The following is a 16,329-nucleotide window of genomic DNA, read 5'->3' as shown; positions in this document are numbered from 1 at the left end:
CTTTTGGTTTTCTCGATTGGTATTGGGATTTTAGCGTATCATTAGTATTGGTGAATTATAATGTTTTAAGAAAATAAACTTAATGAATCTCTTGAGTTTCATATCAGATTTTTTGAGTAAATTTAAGGTGGAAATTTCACGATTAACAGAATTTGAATTCAAGATGGATACTTTAAATCAATTTAGAGATTGGATGATTGAACATCCTACTTTTTTAAATATTGCTAAATATTTAATGTGGTTATCGGGTCTATTAATAGTATTACAATTTATTAAAAGACTTTTAAAGAAAAAGGTCACTCATGCTTCTGCAAGATATAAATCTCAAAAGGGAATTGAAATTATTGGTTATATTTTAATCATATTAATGACAGTGTCGTATTTCACAGGAAATATTAAAGACTTTACCCTTGCAATAGGTCTTTTAACTGCAGGTATTACTATAACGTTACAAGAGTTAATTTTAAGTCTGGCAGGATCAGTTTTTATATTTTTTGTAAAAGTTTACAAACCAGGAGATCGGATTGAGATTAACGGAATAAAAGGAGATGTAATAGATATTGATAGTTTATATACAACTATGATGGAAATTGGGCAATGGGTGTCAAGTGATAATTACAGTGGTAGAATTGTTAAATTAAGTAATGCTTTTGTATTTAAAGGCCCTGTTTATAATTACTCACAAGACTTTCCTTTTATTTGGGACGAATTTAGTTTACCAATTAGATATGGTTCAGATATAGATTTGGCTAAAGAAATAATTATAAAAATTGCTTCAGAAACATTGTCCGAATTTGTATCTAATTCAATTTCTAAATGGGAAGAAGTTGTTGATAAATATTATATTGAAAATGCTCAAGTAGCACCATCTCTTGCTATAAAATTGACTGATAATTGGATTGAATTTAATATTAGATATATTGTTGATTATAAAAAAAGAAGAATAACAAAACACACTTTAAACGAGTTAATAGGAAAAGAAATTGAAAAAACAAATGGTAAAGTAGTTTTAGCTTCAGCGACTTTTGAAATAGTAAAAATACCTGATTTAAATGTAAAAAAATAAATGAGTTGTTTTACTTACTACAACCCCAAAAAACTCAACAATTTAATTGTGCATAAATTGTATTTTATTAAATTTGTTGCTAATTATGAAAGGAATTACAATTATATTATCGTTAATAATACTTGTTTTGTCTGTAAAGCCTTGTTCTGATGGGAATAATGCTGAAGACAAGCACGCAGACGGTATTGATATAAACCACAATCATGAGCAAGACTCTGATGATTCGTGTCCTGTTATGTGTATTTGTGATTGTTGTGGTATGTCAATAACTTATGAACCTGTAACTACTTTTAAACTTAATCATAGCTTAAAAATTTCTACTAAACTATTTTCTACATATCAATCAAATTACCGTTTAGATTTTCATTCTAACATTTGGCAACCGCCACAGTTGATTAGTTAAAAGAAAACGACTTAATAGTCAATTATTTTTTAATTAATCATATTTACATTAACAATGCATAAACACATATTGAGCGTAATGCTCTCAATTATAGTGTGCTTTTCTTTAAAAGCACAAACAACGAATATACAAATAACTGTAATTTCAGAAACCGAAAATGAACCCTTATTGGGAGCAACAGTCTATTTTGATAAATTAGAAAAAGGTGCAGTAACCGATTTTGATGGGATTGCAAGTTTTATAGAAATTCCAAATGGGCAACATCTTGTTATAATTTCATATTTAGGTTTTGAAACCTTTAAAACAAGTATTCAAATACCAAGTAATACAGAATTTATTTTTAAATTAACAAGTGAAGGTAACGAATTGGATGAAATTGTGCTGCAATCTTCAAGAAGTACTAGAACCGTAAAAAAAATCCCAACCAGAATTGAATTTATAGGCCTAGAAGAATTGGGTGAAAAAGCCATTATGAACCCAACAAATATTTCAATGGTACTTCGTGAAAGCACAGGAATACAAATGCAACAAACTTCTTTAAGTAGTGGAAGTACAAATATTAGAATTCAAGGGCTTGATGGACGTTATACTCAACTTTTAAGAGATGGGTTTCCATTATATGGTGGTTTTTCGAGTGGTTTAAGCATTTTACAAATTCCGCCTTTAGATTTGCAACAATTTGAAATTATTAAAGGTAGTTCTTCAACGCTTTATGGAGGTGGAGCTATCGCTGGTTTAGTAAACATGGTGTCAAAAACACCTAATGATGAACCATCTTTAGACATCATGCTAACTCAAACACAAGCGTTAGGAAGTACTGCAAATGTATTTTATAGCAAAAGAAACGAAAAGTTTGGTATTTCTCTATACGGTTCTGGACATTCTCAAAAAGCTTATGACCCAGAAGATGATGGATTTAGTAATTTGCCAAAAACGAAATCAATTTCATTTAACCCAAAATTCTTTTATTATCCATCAGAAAAAACTACGTTTTGGGTTGGACTTAATGGAACTTATGATGATAGAATTGGTGGTGATATCACAAAAATTGAAAGTGGAGAAATAGGGAATCACCAATATGCAGAGGAAAATGTTTCAAAAAGATTGAGCAGTCAAGCAGTTTATCATACTCAATTAGATTCGATAAGTTCTTTAAATATTAAAAATAGTATCTCATTTTTCGATAGGAACTTAACCATTCCAGATTTTAGTTTTGATGGAAAACAGATGAATACTTTTTCAGAAATTACCTATCAAATAGAAACTCTAAAAAACGATTGGATTTTTGGTACAAATTTATACTCATCAAATTTTGATGAAAATGATAATGCAACATTGCAACGTGACCAAAAAGATCTTACTTATGGGATGTTTATCAATACCATCTATGACCTTTCTGAAAATTGGATTTTAGAAACAGGATTAAGAGCAGATTATAATACGGACTTTGGCTTTTTCCCACTTCCAAAAATATCTTTATTATATAAAAATAATAATGGCTTATCAAGTAGAATGGGTGGTGGATTTGGTTACAAAATACCAGATATTTTTACGGAAGAAGCTGAATACGTCTACTTTGAAAATGTGCTAGCAATAGATAAATCTTCATTAGAAGCTGAACGTTCCTATGGTTTTAATTTTGATGTAAACTATAAAACACACATATTTGAAGCAGTAGGTTTATCTATAAACCAATTATTTTACGTTTCAGCAATAAAAAACGGATTGTTATTGAATAGCATAAATGATGGTTTTTTTGCATTTGAAAATGCAACTGATAAAATTATAAGTAAGGGAGCAGAAACCAACATTAAGTTTAGTTACAAAGATTTTAGATGGTTCTTAAATTATGCGTTTATAGACACCAAACTGAACTATTTGACTGGTAATCCACAAAAACCTTTAACGGCAAAGCATAACGCAGGAAGTGTGTTGATGTACGAATCTGAAAAATGGCGTGTTGGTTATGAAACGTATTATACAGGAAAACAGTTTTTATCAAACGGAGCAGAGTCAACAGATTTTGTTACCATGGGTTTATTATTAATGAGAAATTTTAAATTCGGAAGTGCTTTCGTGAATTTTGAAAACTTTACAGATAGAAGACAAAGTCGATTTTCTCCATTGGTTTTACCACCTCATGAAAACCCAGTTTTTCCAGAAATTTACGCACCAACTGACGGGTTTATTTTTAGTGTTGGAATCATAATTAAACCTTTTGGAAACGAAGATCATTAATATAGTAAGCTGCCAGCAAAGGTTGTCGTTGCACTAGATACTTAAGAAACATAAAATAGTACTCAAAAGCTCCTTTTATTAGGGAGCTTTTGTTTTTAACATGGTTTGACCTTGCTCATTTCTGAAATAAACTCAGTTACCAATATAGCTGGCAGCAACATGTAAATAAATACTTAATTCAATAAATTAGAATTAATCTAAACCTTAAAATAACTAAATTTATCAAACGAAAAATTGCTTTAATCAAAATACAACTTTCTTTATATTAACCCGATGCAAAAAAATAAATAATAGCAATGAAAATAAATGATTTCAAGCTCGAACGATATTTTGCCAAACACGAATTTACTGCAAAATATCTCTTCTCTAGTTCTGATTGTGATGGTTATGAATTAAAATATCTTTTAGAGAATGCTTCTAAAGATGAAATGGATTTATGGGAAAGTATAAAACTCGGTTATACTGAAAGTGAAGGAAATCCATTATTAAGAGAGGCTATTCTTCAATATTATAAAATTAAAACAATTGAAAATGTGGTTGTTGCATCTCCTGGAGAACTTAATTTTATAAGTATGAATTTGTTATTAAATTCAGAAGACCATGCGATAACAATTTCACCTTCCTATCAGTCTTTATCTGAAGTTGTAAAGTCAATTAATTGTGAACTTTCATATTGGAAACCAAACCCAGAAAATTGGAAATTCAATATAGCTGATTTAGAAAAGTTAATTAGGAAAAACACAAAATTAATCATCTTAAATTTTCCTCACAATCCAACTGGTAGCTATCTGACTATAGGTGAGTTAGATGAAATAGTAAGTATTGCAAAGAAATATGATTTGTATATATTTTCAGATGAAATGTATCATAAATTAATTATTGATGACATACCAGAATTACCTCCAATTTCTGATATTTATGAAAAAGGAATAAGTCTTTGGGGAACCTCAAAAACTTTTGGATTGGCAGGTTTAAGAACAGGTTGGCTGGTAGCTCAAGACACCGATTTTCTTCGTAAAGTTGTTGCGTTTAAAGATTATCTTAGTATTTGTAATAGTGCACCAAGTGAAATTTTATCAATAATAGCACTCAACAATATTGATAAATTTCTTCCACAAAATTTAATAAAAATCAGAAAGAATGTATTGCTATTCAGTGAGTTTGTAGGGAAGCACCCAATAATATCTTCTTTTATTCCCCCTCAAACCGGATCAACTTCTTTTGTTAAGTTAAACATTGAAAATTCAGCTTTAGAATTCAGTAACCAATTGGTTGAGAAAACTGGCATTATGACTATTCCTTCTGAAATGTATGAATATCCAGGTAAATACATAAGAGTAGGTTTTGGAAGAAGCAATTTTTCTGAAGTTTTAGAGATCCTTGATAGTTATTTAAAAACCATAAAGCCAGCCTAAAGCAATACCTAAAAAGTACTAATTAATCTAATTTGAGAAATCTAATTAACAATATGGCTTAAAAATCACATTCAAAATATAGTTGAAATTTAATTGAAAGAAGTAAAGGGTAACTAAACCATCCATAAAACTAAAAAAATGAAATTTAAATCTTTTCCAGAAATTAAAACAGAAAGGCTTTTTAAAAAAAAAAATTGAAGAATTAGACTGTGATAGTATTCTGTTTTTACGTTCCAATGAAACTGTCAATAAATTTATTGAAAGACCTGAACATAGGAAAACTAAAAATAAGGCGGATGCAATTAAATTTATTAAAGAAATAAGTGACGCATTTGAAGAAGATAAATCTATTTCTTGGGGGATCACTTTAAAAAATGACTTGCTTATTGCATTTGACCTAAACACCATAGACATTCCTGAAATTTTTTTAAGTTTCTCAAAGGATAGTAAATTTCTAAAAATAAGTTATTCAGGATTGCAACGTATTTTTGCATTAGATCCTGAGTTTATTATTAATAGGTTGAATGATAATAGCGTTATGGGCAACATAGCGCGCTTAAATATTTCAGATAAACAAAGGTTCCTTATTGATAATTAAAAAAAGGGATTAAGCAGCTAAATTATTTTTCTTCCATTTAAATAAATTTAGATAAATAAAGGTGATTTTAAATAGTTTAACACCGTTTGGCACTCTATTTTTATCTTTTTTATCTTTTTCAAGAACTTGATAGTGATTTTCTAGTTTTAGTTGTTTGTACTCTTTAACAGAAAATGACAGTTTATTTTTTAGAGGAAGTTCTTTAAAATCTTTAAAGTTTTGCTCTGTAGCATACCAAGCATCACACATTTTAAATATATAGTTATCTTTATTGGTTTCTTCTAGCATTCTTGCAGTTCTTCTTTCCCATTTTGTTTTAGCGTCTTCTTCTGTTTTGTAATGTGTAAAATGAAGCTCAACATCATCTAATTTAGCTAATGGATAGGTAATTTCTCTATAATTATATTTACTTTCTTTCACAAAGTTTAAAGGTTGGCTCATATAATAATCAAAGTTTGAGAGTAATTTAATATAGCAATCTCCATAAAACCCAATGCTAATAAAAGGAGAGTTATAAGGTCTATCTAACCACTGATATACTGATCCAGCCCAACAATTATCACATACTATTACAAAATTTTTATTTTTTAAAAGTTCAATATCTTTTTTGCTGTAATATGCTCTAAAAAGCAATCGAAATTTTCTTCGAACAAAAACAATAAGTTTTCTAAATATATTATTTTTCATTTTGTTGTAAATATGTTTGCAAAATTATAGTAGCACTAATCTCATCAATAAGTGCTTTGTTTTGACGATGTTTTTTTTTCAATCCACTATCAATCATACTTTGAAATGCCATCTTTGAAGTAAAACGCTCATCAACACGTTTTATTGGGATTTTAGGAAAAGTTTGGCTTAATTTTATAATGAACGGTTTAATAAATTGGGCGCTTTCACTTTCGGTGTTGTTCATTTGTTTCGGTTCACCTACAACAAAAAGTTCAACATTTTCATTTTTTAAATAATCAGTTAAAAATGAAAAAATCTTTTTTGTATCAATAGTAGTTAACCCAGAAGCAATAATTTGCAATTCATCAGTTATAGCTATTCCTGTTCTTTTTTCTCCGTAGTCTATGGCTAAAATTCTACCCAAAATATTAACGTTATTTTTAAAGTTGTGCAAATTTAGGGATTTAGAATGATACTATTTTTTAAAAATTATATATTTGTCTTCAATAGAATTTTAAAAGAATGAATGCAATAAGAAAAATTATAGAGGCAGCTTGGGAAAACAGAGCGTTATTAAAAGAGGAAGCTACTCAAAAAACAATTCGTGAAGTGGTGAACTTATTGGATAGTGGAACTTTGCGTGTAGCAGAACCAATTGTAGGTGGTTGGCAAGTAAATGAATGGGTAAAAAAAGCAGTAGTACTATATTTTCCTATTCAAAAAATGGAAACTTTAGAAGTAGGCATTTTTGAATATCACGATAAAATTCCATTAAAAAAAGGATATAAAGAAAAAGGAATTCGTGTAGTGCCTCATGCGGTAGCACGTCATGGTTCTTATATTGCACCAGGAACTATTTTAATGCCAAGCTATGTAAATATAGGCGCTTATGTAGATGAAGGTACTATGGTTGATACTTGGTCAACAGTTGGTAGTTGTGCACAAATTGGTAAAAATGTTCACTTAAGTGGAGGAGTAGGTATTGGTGGCGTATTAGAACCTTTACAAGCAGCTCCAGTTATTATTGAAGATAATGTATTTGTTGGTTCACGTTGTATTGTTGTAGAAGGAGTTCACGTTGAAACGGAGGCTGTTTTAGGTGCAAATGTTGTATTAACAATGAGTACTAAAATTATTGATGTTACTGGAGATAAACCAGTTATTTATAAAGGGAGAGTGCCTGCACGTTCTGTGGTAATTCCAGGAAGTTATAAAAAACAATTTCCTGCAGGAGAGTTTCATGTGCCTTGTGCTATGATTATTGGAAAGCGAAAAGAAAGCACTAATAAAAAAACGTCGCTAAATGATGCGCTTCGTGAAAATGATGTAGCAGTTTAAATATTTCAGAGCTCCGATTTTAATCGGAGTTTTTTTATGACCATTTTTAAATGATCTATGGTATTAAATTTTAATGTTCTATTTTTGCTTGAAATTAATAAACTTTAAAATTCAACATTTGAAAATCGTAATTTTAGCAGCTGGTATTGGCTCTCGACTTGGAAATCCTTTTCCTAAACCATTAACTCTTTTAAAAGATGGTGAAAGTATTATGGAAAAGCAACTTAAAAATATCACTAAATATTTTGACATTAACGATGTAACTATAGTTGTGGGCTTTAAAAAAGACTTAATTATGGAACGCTTTCCAGAAGTTAATTATGTATACAATCCTTTTTTTGATACTACAAACACTTCAAAAAGTTTACTTCAAGCTTTAAAAAAGCACAGAGGAAAATCGATTTTATGGTTTAATGGCGATGTGGTTTTTGATGAAAATCTACTTTCAGTATTGTTAAATGATATTCAGGAAAATAATTCTTTTATTTCAGTTAATACATCAAGTGTTGCAGATGAAGAAGTGAAATATACACTTAAAAATAATTATGTAAATGAACTTTCTAAAGAAGTTAAAAATGGATTGGGAGAAGCTGTTGGAATTAACTTTATATCTTCAAAAGATTTAGATATTTTTATTTCTCAATTGGAAAAATGTAATGCGAATGATTATTTTGAAAAAGGTTTAGAAACGGCTATTTCTGAAGATAATTTAAAATTAAAAGTGATTGATATTTCAAAATATAATTGCATTGAAGTTGATTTTGAAGAAGATTTAAAAAATGCAAACAAAATAGTTTAAAAGTTTTGAAAACAGTACTTTTTTGTCAAAACCCGTATGCTTTTGGAATTTTAGAACCCATAATGAAGGTTTTGAAAGAAAAAGGATATTCATACTTATGGTTTGTAAATGAGCCAATTACTAAAAATTTCCCATTTAAAAATGAAACTTTCACCTCAGAAATGCAAGATGTTATTGCATTTAATAGTGATGTAATTTTCGTTCCAGGGAATGAAGTTCCTTATTATTTAAGAGGATTAAAGGTACAAGTATTTCATGGGTTGGCAGGTGAAAAAAAAGGGCATTTTAGAATTAGACATTATTTCGATTTATATTTAACACAAGGTCCTTACTTTACTAGAAAATTTAATGAATTAAAGCAGAAGTTTAAAAACTTTGATGTTATTGAAACAGGTTGGCCTAAATTGGATGTTTACGGAAAAGAACTTCATAAATACGATTCTGAAAAGCAGGAGCTCTTATTAAAATATGGGGCAAAAAAAATTGTATTGTATGCACCAACATTTTCTCCTTCATTAAATTCGGCATCATTTTTAGAGAATGAATTTAAAGAATTAGCTAAAAATGAAGATTATTTAGTTTTGGTAAAATTTCATGATTTAATGGTAAATGAGTTAGTTGAGAGCTATAAAAACTTAGCCAATGAAACATCAAATATTGTGTATGAAGAAGAACGCAATATTATAAAATTTTTATTAATGGCTGATATTATGGTAAGTGACACTTCATCTGTAGTATATGAATTTTTGTTATTAAATAAACCGGTTATCACGTATAAAAGTAGTTCTAAAAATATTCAGTGGGACAATTCAATTGAATACAATAATCTTTCTGAAAAAATTAAATCAAATTTAGAAGAAGATAAATTTAAAGAGAAACGTACCAATATTATGGAAGAATATCATCCCTATAACGATGGTGATTCTGCTTTAAGAATGGTTGAAACTGTTTTTAAATATATTAAAGAAAATGGTGTTCCAGAAAATAGGAAACTATCTTTCTTACGCCGATTAAAAATTCATAAAATATTTGGAAAATATTAATGAATAAATTGTAAATAAAATTTTTATGGTTATTCTTTCTTTTGCAGGAATGACAGTTTATAAAATTAGTTAAGTCACGTTAATTTATGACAAATAATAATAGATATAAAGATGCTTTAACGCATCCAATTTTTGAATACATAGCAAAAGCAGCCACTAATTTACAATTAGAGACTTATGTTATTGGTGGTTTTGTGCGTGATTATTTATTAAAAAGAGGGACTCCTGATGATATAGATGTAGTAGCAGTTGGAAGTGGAATAGATTTAGCAAGAGCCGTTGCAGAATTGTTACCAAATAAACCTAAAGTGCAAGTTTTTAAAACCTATGGAACTGCAATGTTACGTTTTGAAAATATTGAAATTGAATTTGTTGGAGCTCGCAAAGAATCTTATAATGAGGATAGTAGAAACCCAGTTGTTGAAGACGGTACTTTACAAGACGATCAAAATAGACGAGATTTTACAATAAATGCATTAGCGTTAAGTTTAAATGAAGATAATTTCGGGACATTATTAGATCCTTTTGATGGGTTGAAAGATTTACAAAATAAAATTATTAGAACACCATTAAATCCGGATATTACTTATTCTGATGATCCTTTAAGAATGATGCGTGCTATTCGTTTTTCATCTCAATTAAATTTTGAAATTGAAAACAAATCTTTAAATGCAATTACTCGAAATGCGAGTAGATTGGATATTATTACGAATGAAAGAGTTATAGTAGAGTTTAATAAAATTATGCTTTCTGATATTCCTTCAGTTGGATTACTTTTGCTTCATAAAACCAATTTACTAGAACGTTTTTTACCTGAGTTAACTAATTTACAAGGTGTTGAAGAGGTTGAAGGACAGAAGCATAAAGATAATTTTTACCATACGCTAGAAGTTGTAGATAACATTTCTGAAAACACAAATAATTTATGGTTACGCTGGGCTGCATTATTACATGATATAGGTAAAGCACCTACCAAAAAGTTTGATAAAACTATAGGTTGGACTTTTCATGGTCATGAATTTGTAGGCTCTAAAATGGTTTATAAGTTATTTAAAAAATTAAAAATGCCTTTGAATGACAAAATGAAATTTGTTCAAAAAATGGTGTATTTAAGTTCTCGTCCAATCGTATTAGCTTCTGAAGTTACTGATTCAGCAGTGAGACGTTTAATTTTTGATACAGGAAATGATATTGATAGTTTAATGACATTGTGTGAAGCCGATATTACGACCAAAAACCCTAATAAATTTAAAAATTATCACCATAATTTTAAGATTGTACGTCAAAAAATTAAAGAAGTTGAAGAACGAGACCATGTTCGTAATTTTCAACCACCAATTTCGGGTGAATTAATTATGGAAACCTATAATTTGAAGCCTTGCCGAGAAATAGGAACTTTAAAAGATGCTATAAAAGAGGCTATTTTAGAAGGAGAAATTAAAAACGATTATGATGAGGCTTATGCCTTTATGTTAAAACGAGCTAAAAAATTAGGACTAAAAATAATTAACAAATAAGTATTTTAATTATTTAAAAAGATTGCATAGTAACAAGTTTGAAGTATTCACCTTTTTTAGCTAATAATTCATCGTGTTTTCCTTGCTCAACAATTTCACCTTTTTTCATCACCACAATTAAATCAGCTTTTTGAATAGTTGACAAACGATGCGCAATTACTAATGAGGTTCTATTTTCCATCATTTTTTCTAAAGCCATTTGAACCAATTGTTCACTTTCGGTATCTAATGCTGAAGTAGCTTCATCTAAAATCATTATTGGGGGGTTTTTAAGTACAGCACGCGCAATACTTAAACGTTGTTTTTGTCCACCAGAAAGTGTATTCCCACTGTCACCAATATTTGTTTCGTATTGAAGAGGTAAATCTTTGATGAATTCATGAGCATTAGCAATACTTGAAGCTTCAATTACTTGCTCTATTGTAGCGTTATTTACACCTAAACTAATGTTGTTTTTTACAGTGTCATTAAATAATATTGATTCCTGTGAAACTATCCCCATTAAACCACGAAGTGATTTTTGAGTAATGTCTTTAATATTAACTCCATCAATTGTAATAGTTCCACTATTTACATCATAAAATCGTGTAATTAAATTTGCAAGTGTAGATTTTCCACTTCCAGATTGTCCAACCAAAGCAACAGTTTTTCCTTTTGGAATATGTAAAGAGAAATCTTTTAGTACATATTCATCTAAATATTTAAATGAAATATTTTTAAAGATAATGTCTTTATCAAATGATAATTTATTGGATGCATTTGGTTTGTCAACAATCGTATTTTCAGTTTCAAGAATATCAATAATTCTTTCTGCAGAAGCATTTCCTTTTTGAATACTATAAAATGCTGTAGAAATAGCCTTTGCAGGGTTTAAAACTAAATAAAATAGCCCAATGTATCCAAAAAATTCTTGAGGTGCCATTTCGCTATTTTCGCCTAATACCAATCTTCCGCCATACCATAAAATTGCGATGATAGTTGCTGAGCCTAAAAATTCACTCATTGGTGATGCTAATGTTTTTCTGTGTAAAACACTGGTCATTAAATTTCTAAACTTGGTTGTAGATTTATTAAATTTATGCTCAATTTTCTCTTCTGCATTAAAACCTTTTATAATGCGCAAACCAGTTAAAGTTTCTTCAATAAAAGACAGAAAATTACCTGTTTCTTGTTGTGCTAATAATGAATTAGCTTTTAATTTTTTACCGACTCCAGAAATAATAAACCCTGATATAGGTAATAGAATAAACACAAATAATGTCAATTTAGCACTAATAGCAAACATTGAAACTAATGTAAGTATAATGGTTAAAGGTTCACGGACAATAGTTTCTAAAGATGTTAAAAAAGAAGTTTCAACTTCTTGCACATCAGAAGTCATACGTGCAATAATATCACCTTTTTTCTTTTCTGAAAAGTAGGCGAGTGGCAATTCAATAATTTTCTTATACAAACTATCTCGCAAGTCTTTTACAACACCATTTCGTAAAAAAACTAATACAAAAGAAGCTAAATATCGAAACAAATTTTTAAAGAAAAATAAGCTAAATGATAAAATGCAGATAAAAAGTAATGCTTTATCGATTCCACCACTTTCCATCATATCAGTTACTTGATAATTTAAAGAACCTTGTACGTATTTAAACAATGTAGTTATACCTTCATAAACTGGTTTTTGATAGGCTTTTTTTTCCTCACCAAATAATATTCCTAATACAGGAATAAAACTTAAAACGGATAACACATTAAATATGGCATACAAAATATTAAAAAGTACATTTAACCAAGCGTACTTAATATATGGTTTAGCGTATTTTAAAATTTGTTTGAAATAATTCATTAATTTAATTTAATTTCTTTTATGATACGTTGAATTTTAGTGTCTAATTCAGCTTCAACTTTAATTGCATTTTTAATTGAATCTAATGGCATATTTACACTAAAATAAAATTTAATTTTTGGTTCGGTGCCACTAGGTCTTGCTGCTACTTTTGTACCATCAACAGTTTCATAAATTAATACATTCGATTTTTCTAAATCAATAGTTTCAATTTTTCCTGTTAAAAGATTTGTTTTTGTAGAAGCTTGATAATCGCATAAAAAAGTCACTTTAGAACCATCAATTTCAGTTACTGGATTTTCGCGTAACTCAACCATCATTTTGCTAATTTGCTCAGCACCATCCATTCCTTTTTTTACAATAGCTATTAAATGCTCTTTATAAAAATTATGTTTGGTGTAAATTGTGAGTAGTTCTTTATAAAATGAACTATTGTTAGCTTTCGCCTTTGCTGCAATTTCACAAGCTAGTAACGTAGCAGTTACAGCATCTTTATCACGAACAAAATCACCAACCATATAACCAAAACTTTCTTCACCACCACCTATAAAATCTTGTTTACCTTCGGCATCGCGAATCATTTTTGCAATCCATTTAAAACCAGTTAAACCAACTTTAGTTTCAACACCATAGCTTGTAGCAATCTCATTCACTAAATTTGTTGATACAATTGTAGAACCTACAAATTGTTTTCCGTTTAATTTACCTTGAGTTTCCCAATTTTTAATTAAAAAATCAGTCATTACACTCATAGTTTGATTTCCATTTAAAAGCTTCATTTCTCCAGCTTCATTTCTTACTGCAATACCAATTCTATCACTATCAGGATCAGTTCCAATTACGATATCAGCATTTATTTTCTCTGCTAAATCAGTTGCCATTTTTAAAGCTGCTGGTTCTTCTGGATTTGGAGAAGCAACAGTTGGAAAATCACCATTAGGTTCTCTTTGTTCTTCAACAATATTTACATCAGTATAACCTGCTTTTGCGAGTGCATCAGGAATAGATTTAATTGAAGTTCCGTGTAGTGAAGTAAAAACAACTTTTAAATTATCTCTTCCTTCAATGTTAAATGTGCCATTTTTTACTGAAGCATTTATAAAAGCATCATCTACATCTTTTCCAATATATTCAATAATATTTTCATTGGCATTAAATTTAATTTCAGAAAAATCTAAACTATTTACTTCATTTATAATATTAGCATCATCTGGAGGTATAATTTGTCCTCCATCATTCCAATAAACTTTATAACCATTATATTCAGGCGGATTGTGGGAAGCGGTTAAAACAATACCTGCATCACATTCTAAATGTCTTACGGCAAATGAAAGCTCAGGAGTTGGGCGCATATCTTCAAATAAATACACTTTAATATTATTTGCCGAAAGTACATCAGCTACAATTTTAGCAAATGGCTGGCTGTTATGGCGGCAATCATAAGCAATAGCAACTTTATGTTGTTTGTTTGGAAATGACGTTTTAATATAATTTGCTAATCCTTGTGTGGCTTTGCCAAGAGTATACTTGTTAATTCGGTTTGTTCCTGCGCCCATAATACCACGCATTCCACCTGTACCGAATTCTAAATCTTTATAAAAACTTTCAGTTAATTGTTCTGAGTTTGCAGCAATTAATTGATTAATTTCTTGTTGTGTTTCTTTATCAAAAGTATCTGTTAGCCATAATTGGGCTTTCTCTAGAATTGTCATAGTGTTTATTGTATAATTTAGTACAAAAATAAGATTATTTATAATTTTAAAAAGTCAATAAATGAAACTTTTCGCTAAAACGTTATAGATTAATTTTTTTTGAAATAGAATAACGTTTTGTATCAGATTTTGTACGTAAAATTATTTCACCTAAAAAACCTGCTAAAAAAAATTGTGTTCCAATAACCATGGTTGCCAATGCAATAAAAAATTGTGGGCGTGATGTGATTAATCTTCCTGTTGGGTTGAAAAACAATTTGTCTATTCCTAAATAAAAGGCAAAAGTACAACCAACAATAAACATTAGGGTTCCTAATAACCCAAATAAATGCATAGGTCTTTTACCAAATTTAGATAAAAACCAAATGGTAATAAGATCTAAAAAACCATTTATAAAACGATCAATACCAAATTTTGTTACCCCAAATTTACGTGCTTGATGAGCGACTACTTTTTCTCCAATCTTTATATAACCAGCATTTTTTGCAAGTACTGGAATGTAACGATGCATTTCGCCACTAACATCAATATTTTTCACAACCTCATTTTTATAAGACTTTAAGCCACAATTAAAATCATTTAATTGTACTCCAGAAGTTTTTCGCGCGGCTGCATTAAATAATTTTGAAGGTATGTTTTTTCTAATTTTTGAATCGTATCTCTTTTTTTTCCAACCTGAAATTAAATCGAAACCTTCATTTTTTATTAGGTTATACAATTCTGGAATTTCATCTGGGCTGTCTTGTAAATCTGCATCCATAGTAATTACTACGTCACCTTGTACTTCTTTAAACCCAGCATTTAATGCTTGTGATTTTCCGTAATTTTTTTGAAATCGAAGACCTTTTACATTTTCATTCTTTTCTGATAATGCCTCAATAACTTTCCATGAGTTATCTGTGCTACCATCGTCAATAAAAAGTATTTCATAAGAATAACGATTGGATTGCATAACTTTTGCAATCCAATCGTGTAATTCATTTAAAGATTCGTCTTCGTTAAGTAGTGGAATTACTACTGATATATCCATTTATGTGGTATTAATTAGTCTTCTTCTTGTGTTTTTTTCATGATTAAACCTCCAATTAGAGAAACAATAAACCCGAAGAATAAGCTGAAAATTAAAATAAATGCTGAAGTTATAGCAGGTCCAGACATTTTTTTAGTCATTGCTATTGCTCCCTCTAATTGTTCATCACTCATATTTGGATATTTCTCTAACATACCAGCTTCTTGAACTTCTGCCATTCTAGTGAAAAATTCAGGTTCAATGATATTCGTAAAGAGCATCATATAAATAACATAAATAATTCCAGAAATTAATGAAATTCCTAAACCAGTTTTTAAAGCTTGACCTAAACTTAAAAAACCATTATTACTTTCTTTTAGTTTTTTAAGCCCTAAAACAATAAAAACTACTGAAACTAAAGCTCCTAATACAGATATAACCCAATGTGGTTCGTAAACATTCCCGAATGCAAAGTTAATAACTGCAATTAAAATTGAAACAAATCCTAAGATTAATCCATAGTTTAACATGATTTGTTTTGAAGATGATTTTTGGTTTTCCATAATAAAAGTTTGATTTTAGTTGAACAAATATACTAAATACCTATTTAGTTATAATGTTAATTGTTAATATTAATAATTAGTTTTTAATTAATTTATTAGTAAACAGTTATTTAAAAATG

General features: G+C 29.2%; 14 protein-coding genes. 8 read left to right on the top strand and 6 right to left on the bottom strand.

Going from position 1 to position 16,329, the window contains the following annotated elements; translation table 11 throughout:
- Positions 1-112: 112 nt before the first annotated feature.
- From Q0352_RS03495 to Q0352_RS03480, 4 genes are all read left to right on the top strand, one after another.
- Positions 113-1,066, top strand: coding sequence for a mechanosensitive ion channel family protein (locus Q0352_RS03495; RefSeq protein ID WP_367274582.1), 954 nt, complete (start codon positions 113-115; stop codon positions 1,064-1,066).
- A gap of 85 nt (positions 1,067-1,151) precedes the next feature.
- Positions 1,152-1,469 (top strand): DUF6660 family protein, encoded by a 318-nt coding sequence (locus Q0352_RS03490; RefSeq protein WP_299523695.1) that lies wholly within the window; start codon positions 1,152-1,154, stop codon positions 1,467-1,469.
- Between the two features lie 78 nt (positions 1,470-1,547).
- The gene (locus tag Q0352_RS03485; protein WP_299523692.1) at positions 1,548-3,707 is read left to right on the top strand and encodes a TonB-dependent receptor; all 2,160 of its coding nucleotides are present in this window, start codon (positions 1,548-1,550) and stop codon (positions 3,705-3,707) included.
- A 296-nt stretch (positions 3,708-4,003) separates the two neighbouring features.
- The gene (locus Q0352_RS03480) at positions 4,004-5,122 is read left to right on the top strand and encodes an aminotransferase class I/II-fold pyridoxal phosphate-dependent enzyme (RefSeq protein ID WP_299523690.1); all 1,119 of its coding nucleotides are present in this window, start codon (positions 4,004-4,006) and stop codon (positions 5,120-5,122) included.
- Between the two features lie 607 nt (positions 5,123-5,729).
- On the opposite strand, the gene Q0352_RS03475 is transcribed toward Q0352_RS03480, so the two are convergent.
- Positions 5,730-6,407: a DUF1919 domain-containing protein gene (locus Q0352_RS03475; protein ID WP_299523687.1), complete on the bottom strand. Its 678-nt coding sequence runs from the start codon at positions 6,405-6,407 to the stop codon at positions 5,730-5,732.
- On the bottom strand, positions 6,397-6,813 hold the full coding sequence (ruvX, locus tag Q0352_RS03470) for a Holliday junction resolvase RuvX (RefSeq protein ID WP_299523684.1): 417 nt from the start codon (positions 6,811-6,813) through the stop codon (positions 6,397-6,399). The genes Q0352_RS03475 and ruvX overlap by 11 nt, the downstream gene beginning before the upstream one ends.
- Positions 6,814-6,911: 98 nt before the next feature.
- Between ruvX and Q0352_RS03465 the strand changes: the two genes are divergently transcribed.
- The 4 genes from Q0352_RS03465 to Q0352_RS03450 all read left to right on the top strand — a co-directional run bounded on the left by Q0352_RS03465 (position 6,912) and on the right by Q0352_RS03450 (position 11,086).
- Positions 6,912-7,727, top strand: a complete 816-nt coding sequence (locus Q0352_RS03465) for a 2,3,4,5-tetrahydropyridine-2,6-dicarboxylate N-succinyltransferase (RefSeq protein ID WP_299523681.1) — start codon at positions 6,912-6,914, stop codon at positions 7,725-7,727.
- Between the two features lie 118 nt (positions 7,728-7,845).
- Positions 7,846-8,526, top strand: a complete 681-nt coding sequence (locus Q0352_RS03460; protein ID WP_299523677.1) for a phosphocholine cytidylyltransferase family protein — start codon at positions 7,846-7,848, stop codon at positions 8,524-8,526.
- A gap of 5 nt (positions 8,527-8,531) precedes the next feature.
- A complete protein-coding gene (locus Q0352_RS03455; RefSeq protein ID WP_299523674.1) occupies positions 8,532-9,569 on the top strand; it encodes a CDP-glycerol glycerophosphotransferase family protein in 1,038 nt (345 codons plus the stop codon).
- 86 nt (positions 9,570-9,655) lie between these two features.
- On the top strand, positions 9,656-11,086 hold the full coding sequence (locus tag Q0352_RS03450) for an HD domain-containing protein (protein WP_299523671.1): 1,431 nt from the start codon (positions 9,656-9,658) through the stop codon (positions 11,084-11,086).
- Between the two features lie 13 nt (positions 11,087-11,099).
- Here Q0352_RS03450 and Q0352_RS03445 read toward each other — a convergent pair whose 3' ends face one another.
- The 4 genes from Q0352_RS03445 to Q0352_RS03430 form a co-directional block, all read right to left on the bottom strand.
- Positions 11,100-12,926 (bottom strand): ABC transporter ATP-binding protein, encoded by a 1,827-nt coding sequence (locus Q0352_RS03445; RefSeq protein WP_299523668.1) that lies wholly within the window; start codon positions 12,924-12,926, stop codon positions 11,100-11,102.
- On the bottom strand, positions 12,926-14,638 hold the full coding sequence (locus Q0352_RS03440; protein ID WP_299523665.1) for a phospho-sugar mutase: 1,713 nt from the start codon (positions 14,636-14,638) through the stop codon (positions 12,926-12,928). Before Q0352_RS03440 ends, Q0352_RS03445 begins: the two co-directional genes overlap by 1 nt.
- Before the next feature lie 82 nt (positions 14,639-14,720).
- Positions 14,721-15,668, bottom strand: a complete 948-nt coding sequence (locus Q0352_RS03435; protein WP_299523662.1) for a glycosyltransferase family 2 protein — start codon at positions 15,666-15,668, stop codon at positions 14,721-14,723.
- 14 nt (positions 15,669-15,682) lie between these two features.
- Positions 15,683-16,210: a DUF4199 domain-containing protein gene (locus tag Q0352_RS03430; protein WP_299523659.1), complete on the bottom strand. Its 528-nt coding sequence runs from the start codon at positions 16,208-16,210 to the stop codon at positions 15,683-15,685.
- Positions 16,211-16,329: the final 119 nt, after the last annotated feature.

The sequence above is a fragment of the uncultured Lutibacter sp. genome, from assembly GCF_937891065.1.
Lineage (GTDB): Bacteria > Bacteroidota > Bacteroidia > Flavobacteriales > Flavobacteriaceae > Lutibacter.
Note: the sequence above shows the minus strand (reverse complement) of the source record. Positions and strands in the feature narration are given on the sequence as shown.

Excerpts from the sequence above, each read along its gene's own strand:
- Q0352_RS03490 (WP_299523695.1), top strand. The coding sequence starts at position 1,152 with ATGAAAGGAATTACAATTATATTATCGTTAATAATACTTGTTTTGTCT.
- Q0352_RS03485 (WP_299523692.1), top strand. The coding sequence starts at position 1,548 with ATGCTCTCAATTATAGTGTGCTTTTCTTTAAAAGCACAAACAACGAAT.
- Q0352_RS03480 (WP_299523690.1), top strand. The coding sequence starts at position 4,004 with ATGAAAATAAATGATTTCAAGCTCGAACGATATTTTGCCAAACACGAA.
- Q0352_RS03475 (WP_299523687.1), bottom strand. The coding sequence starts at position 6,407 with ATGAAAAATAATATATTTAGAAAACTTATTGTTTTTGTTCGAAGAAAA.
- Q0352_RS03465 (WP_299523681.1), top strand. The coding sequence starts at position 6,912 with ATGAATGCAATAAGAAAAATTATAGAGGCAGCTTGGGAAAACAGAGCG.
- Q0352_RS03450 (WP_299523671.1), top strand. The coding sequence starts at position 9,656 with ATGACAAATAATAATAGATATAAAGATGCTTTAACGCATCCAATTTTT.
- Q0352_RS03445 (WP_299523668.1), bottom strand. The coding sequence starts at position 12,926 with ATGAATTATTTCAAACAAATTTTAAAATACGCTAAACCATATATTAAG.
- Q0352_RS03440 (WP_299523665.1), bottom strand. The coding sequence starts at position 14,638 with ATGACAATTCTAGAGAAAGCCCAATTATGGCTAACAGATACTTTTGAT.
- Q0352_RS03435 (WP_299523662.1), bottom strand. The coding sequence starts at position 15,668 with ATGGATATATCAGTAGTAATTCCACTACTTAACGAAGACGAATCTTTA.
- Q0352_RS03430 (WP_299523659.1), bottom strand. The coding sequence starts at position 16,210 with ATGGAAAACCAAAAATCATCTTCAAAACAAATCATGTTAAACTATGGA.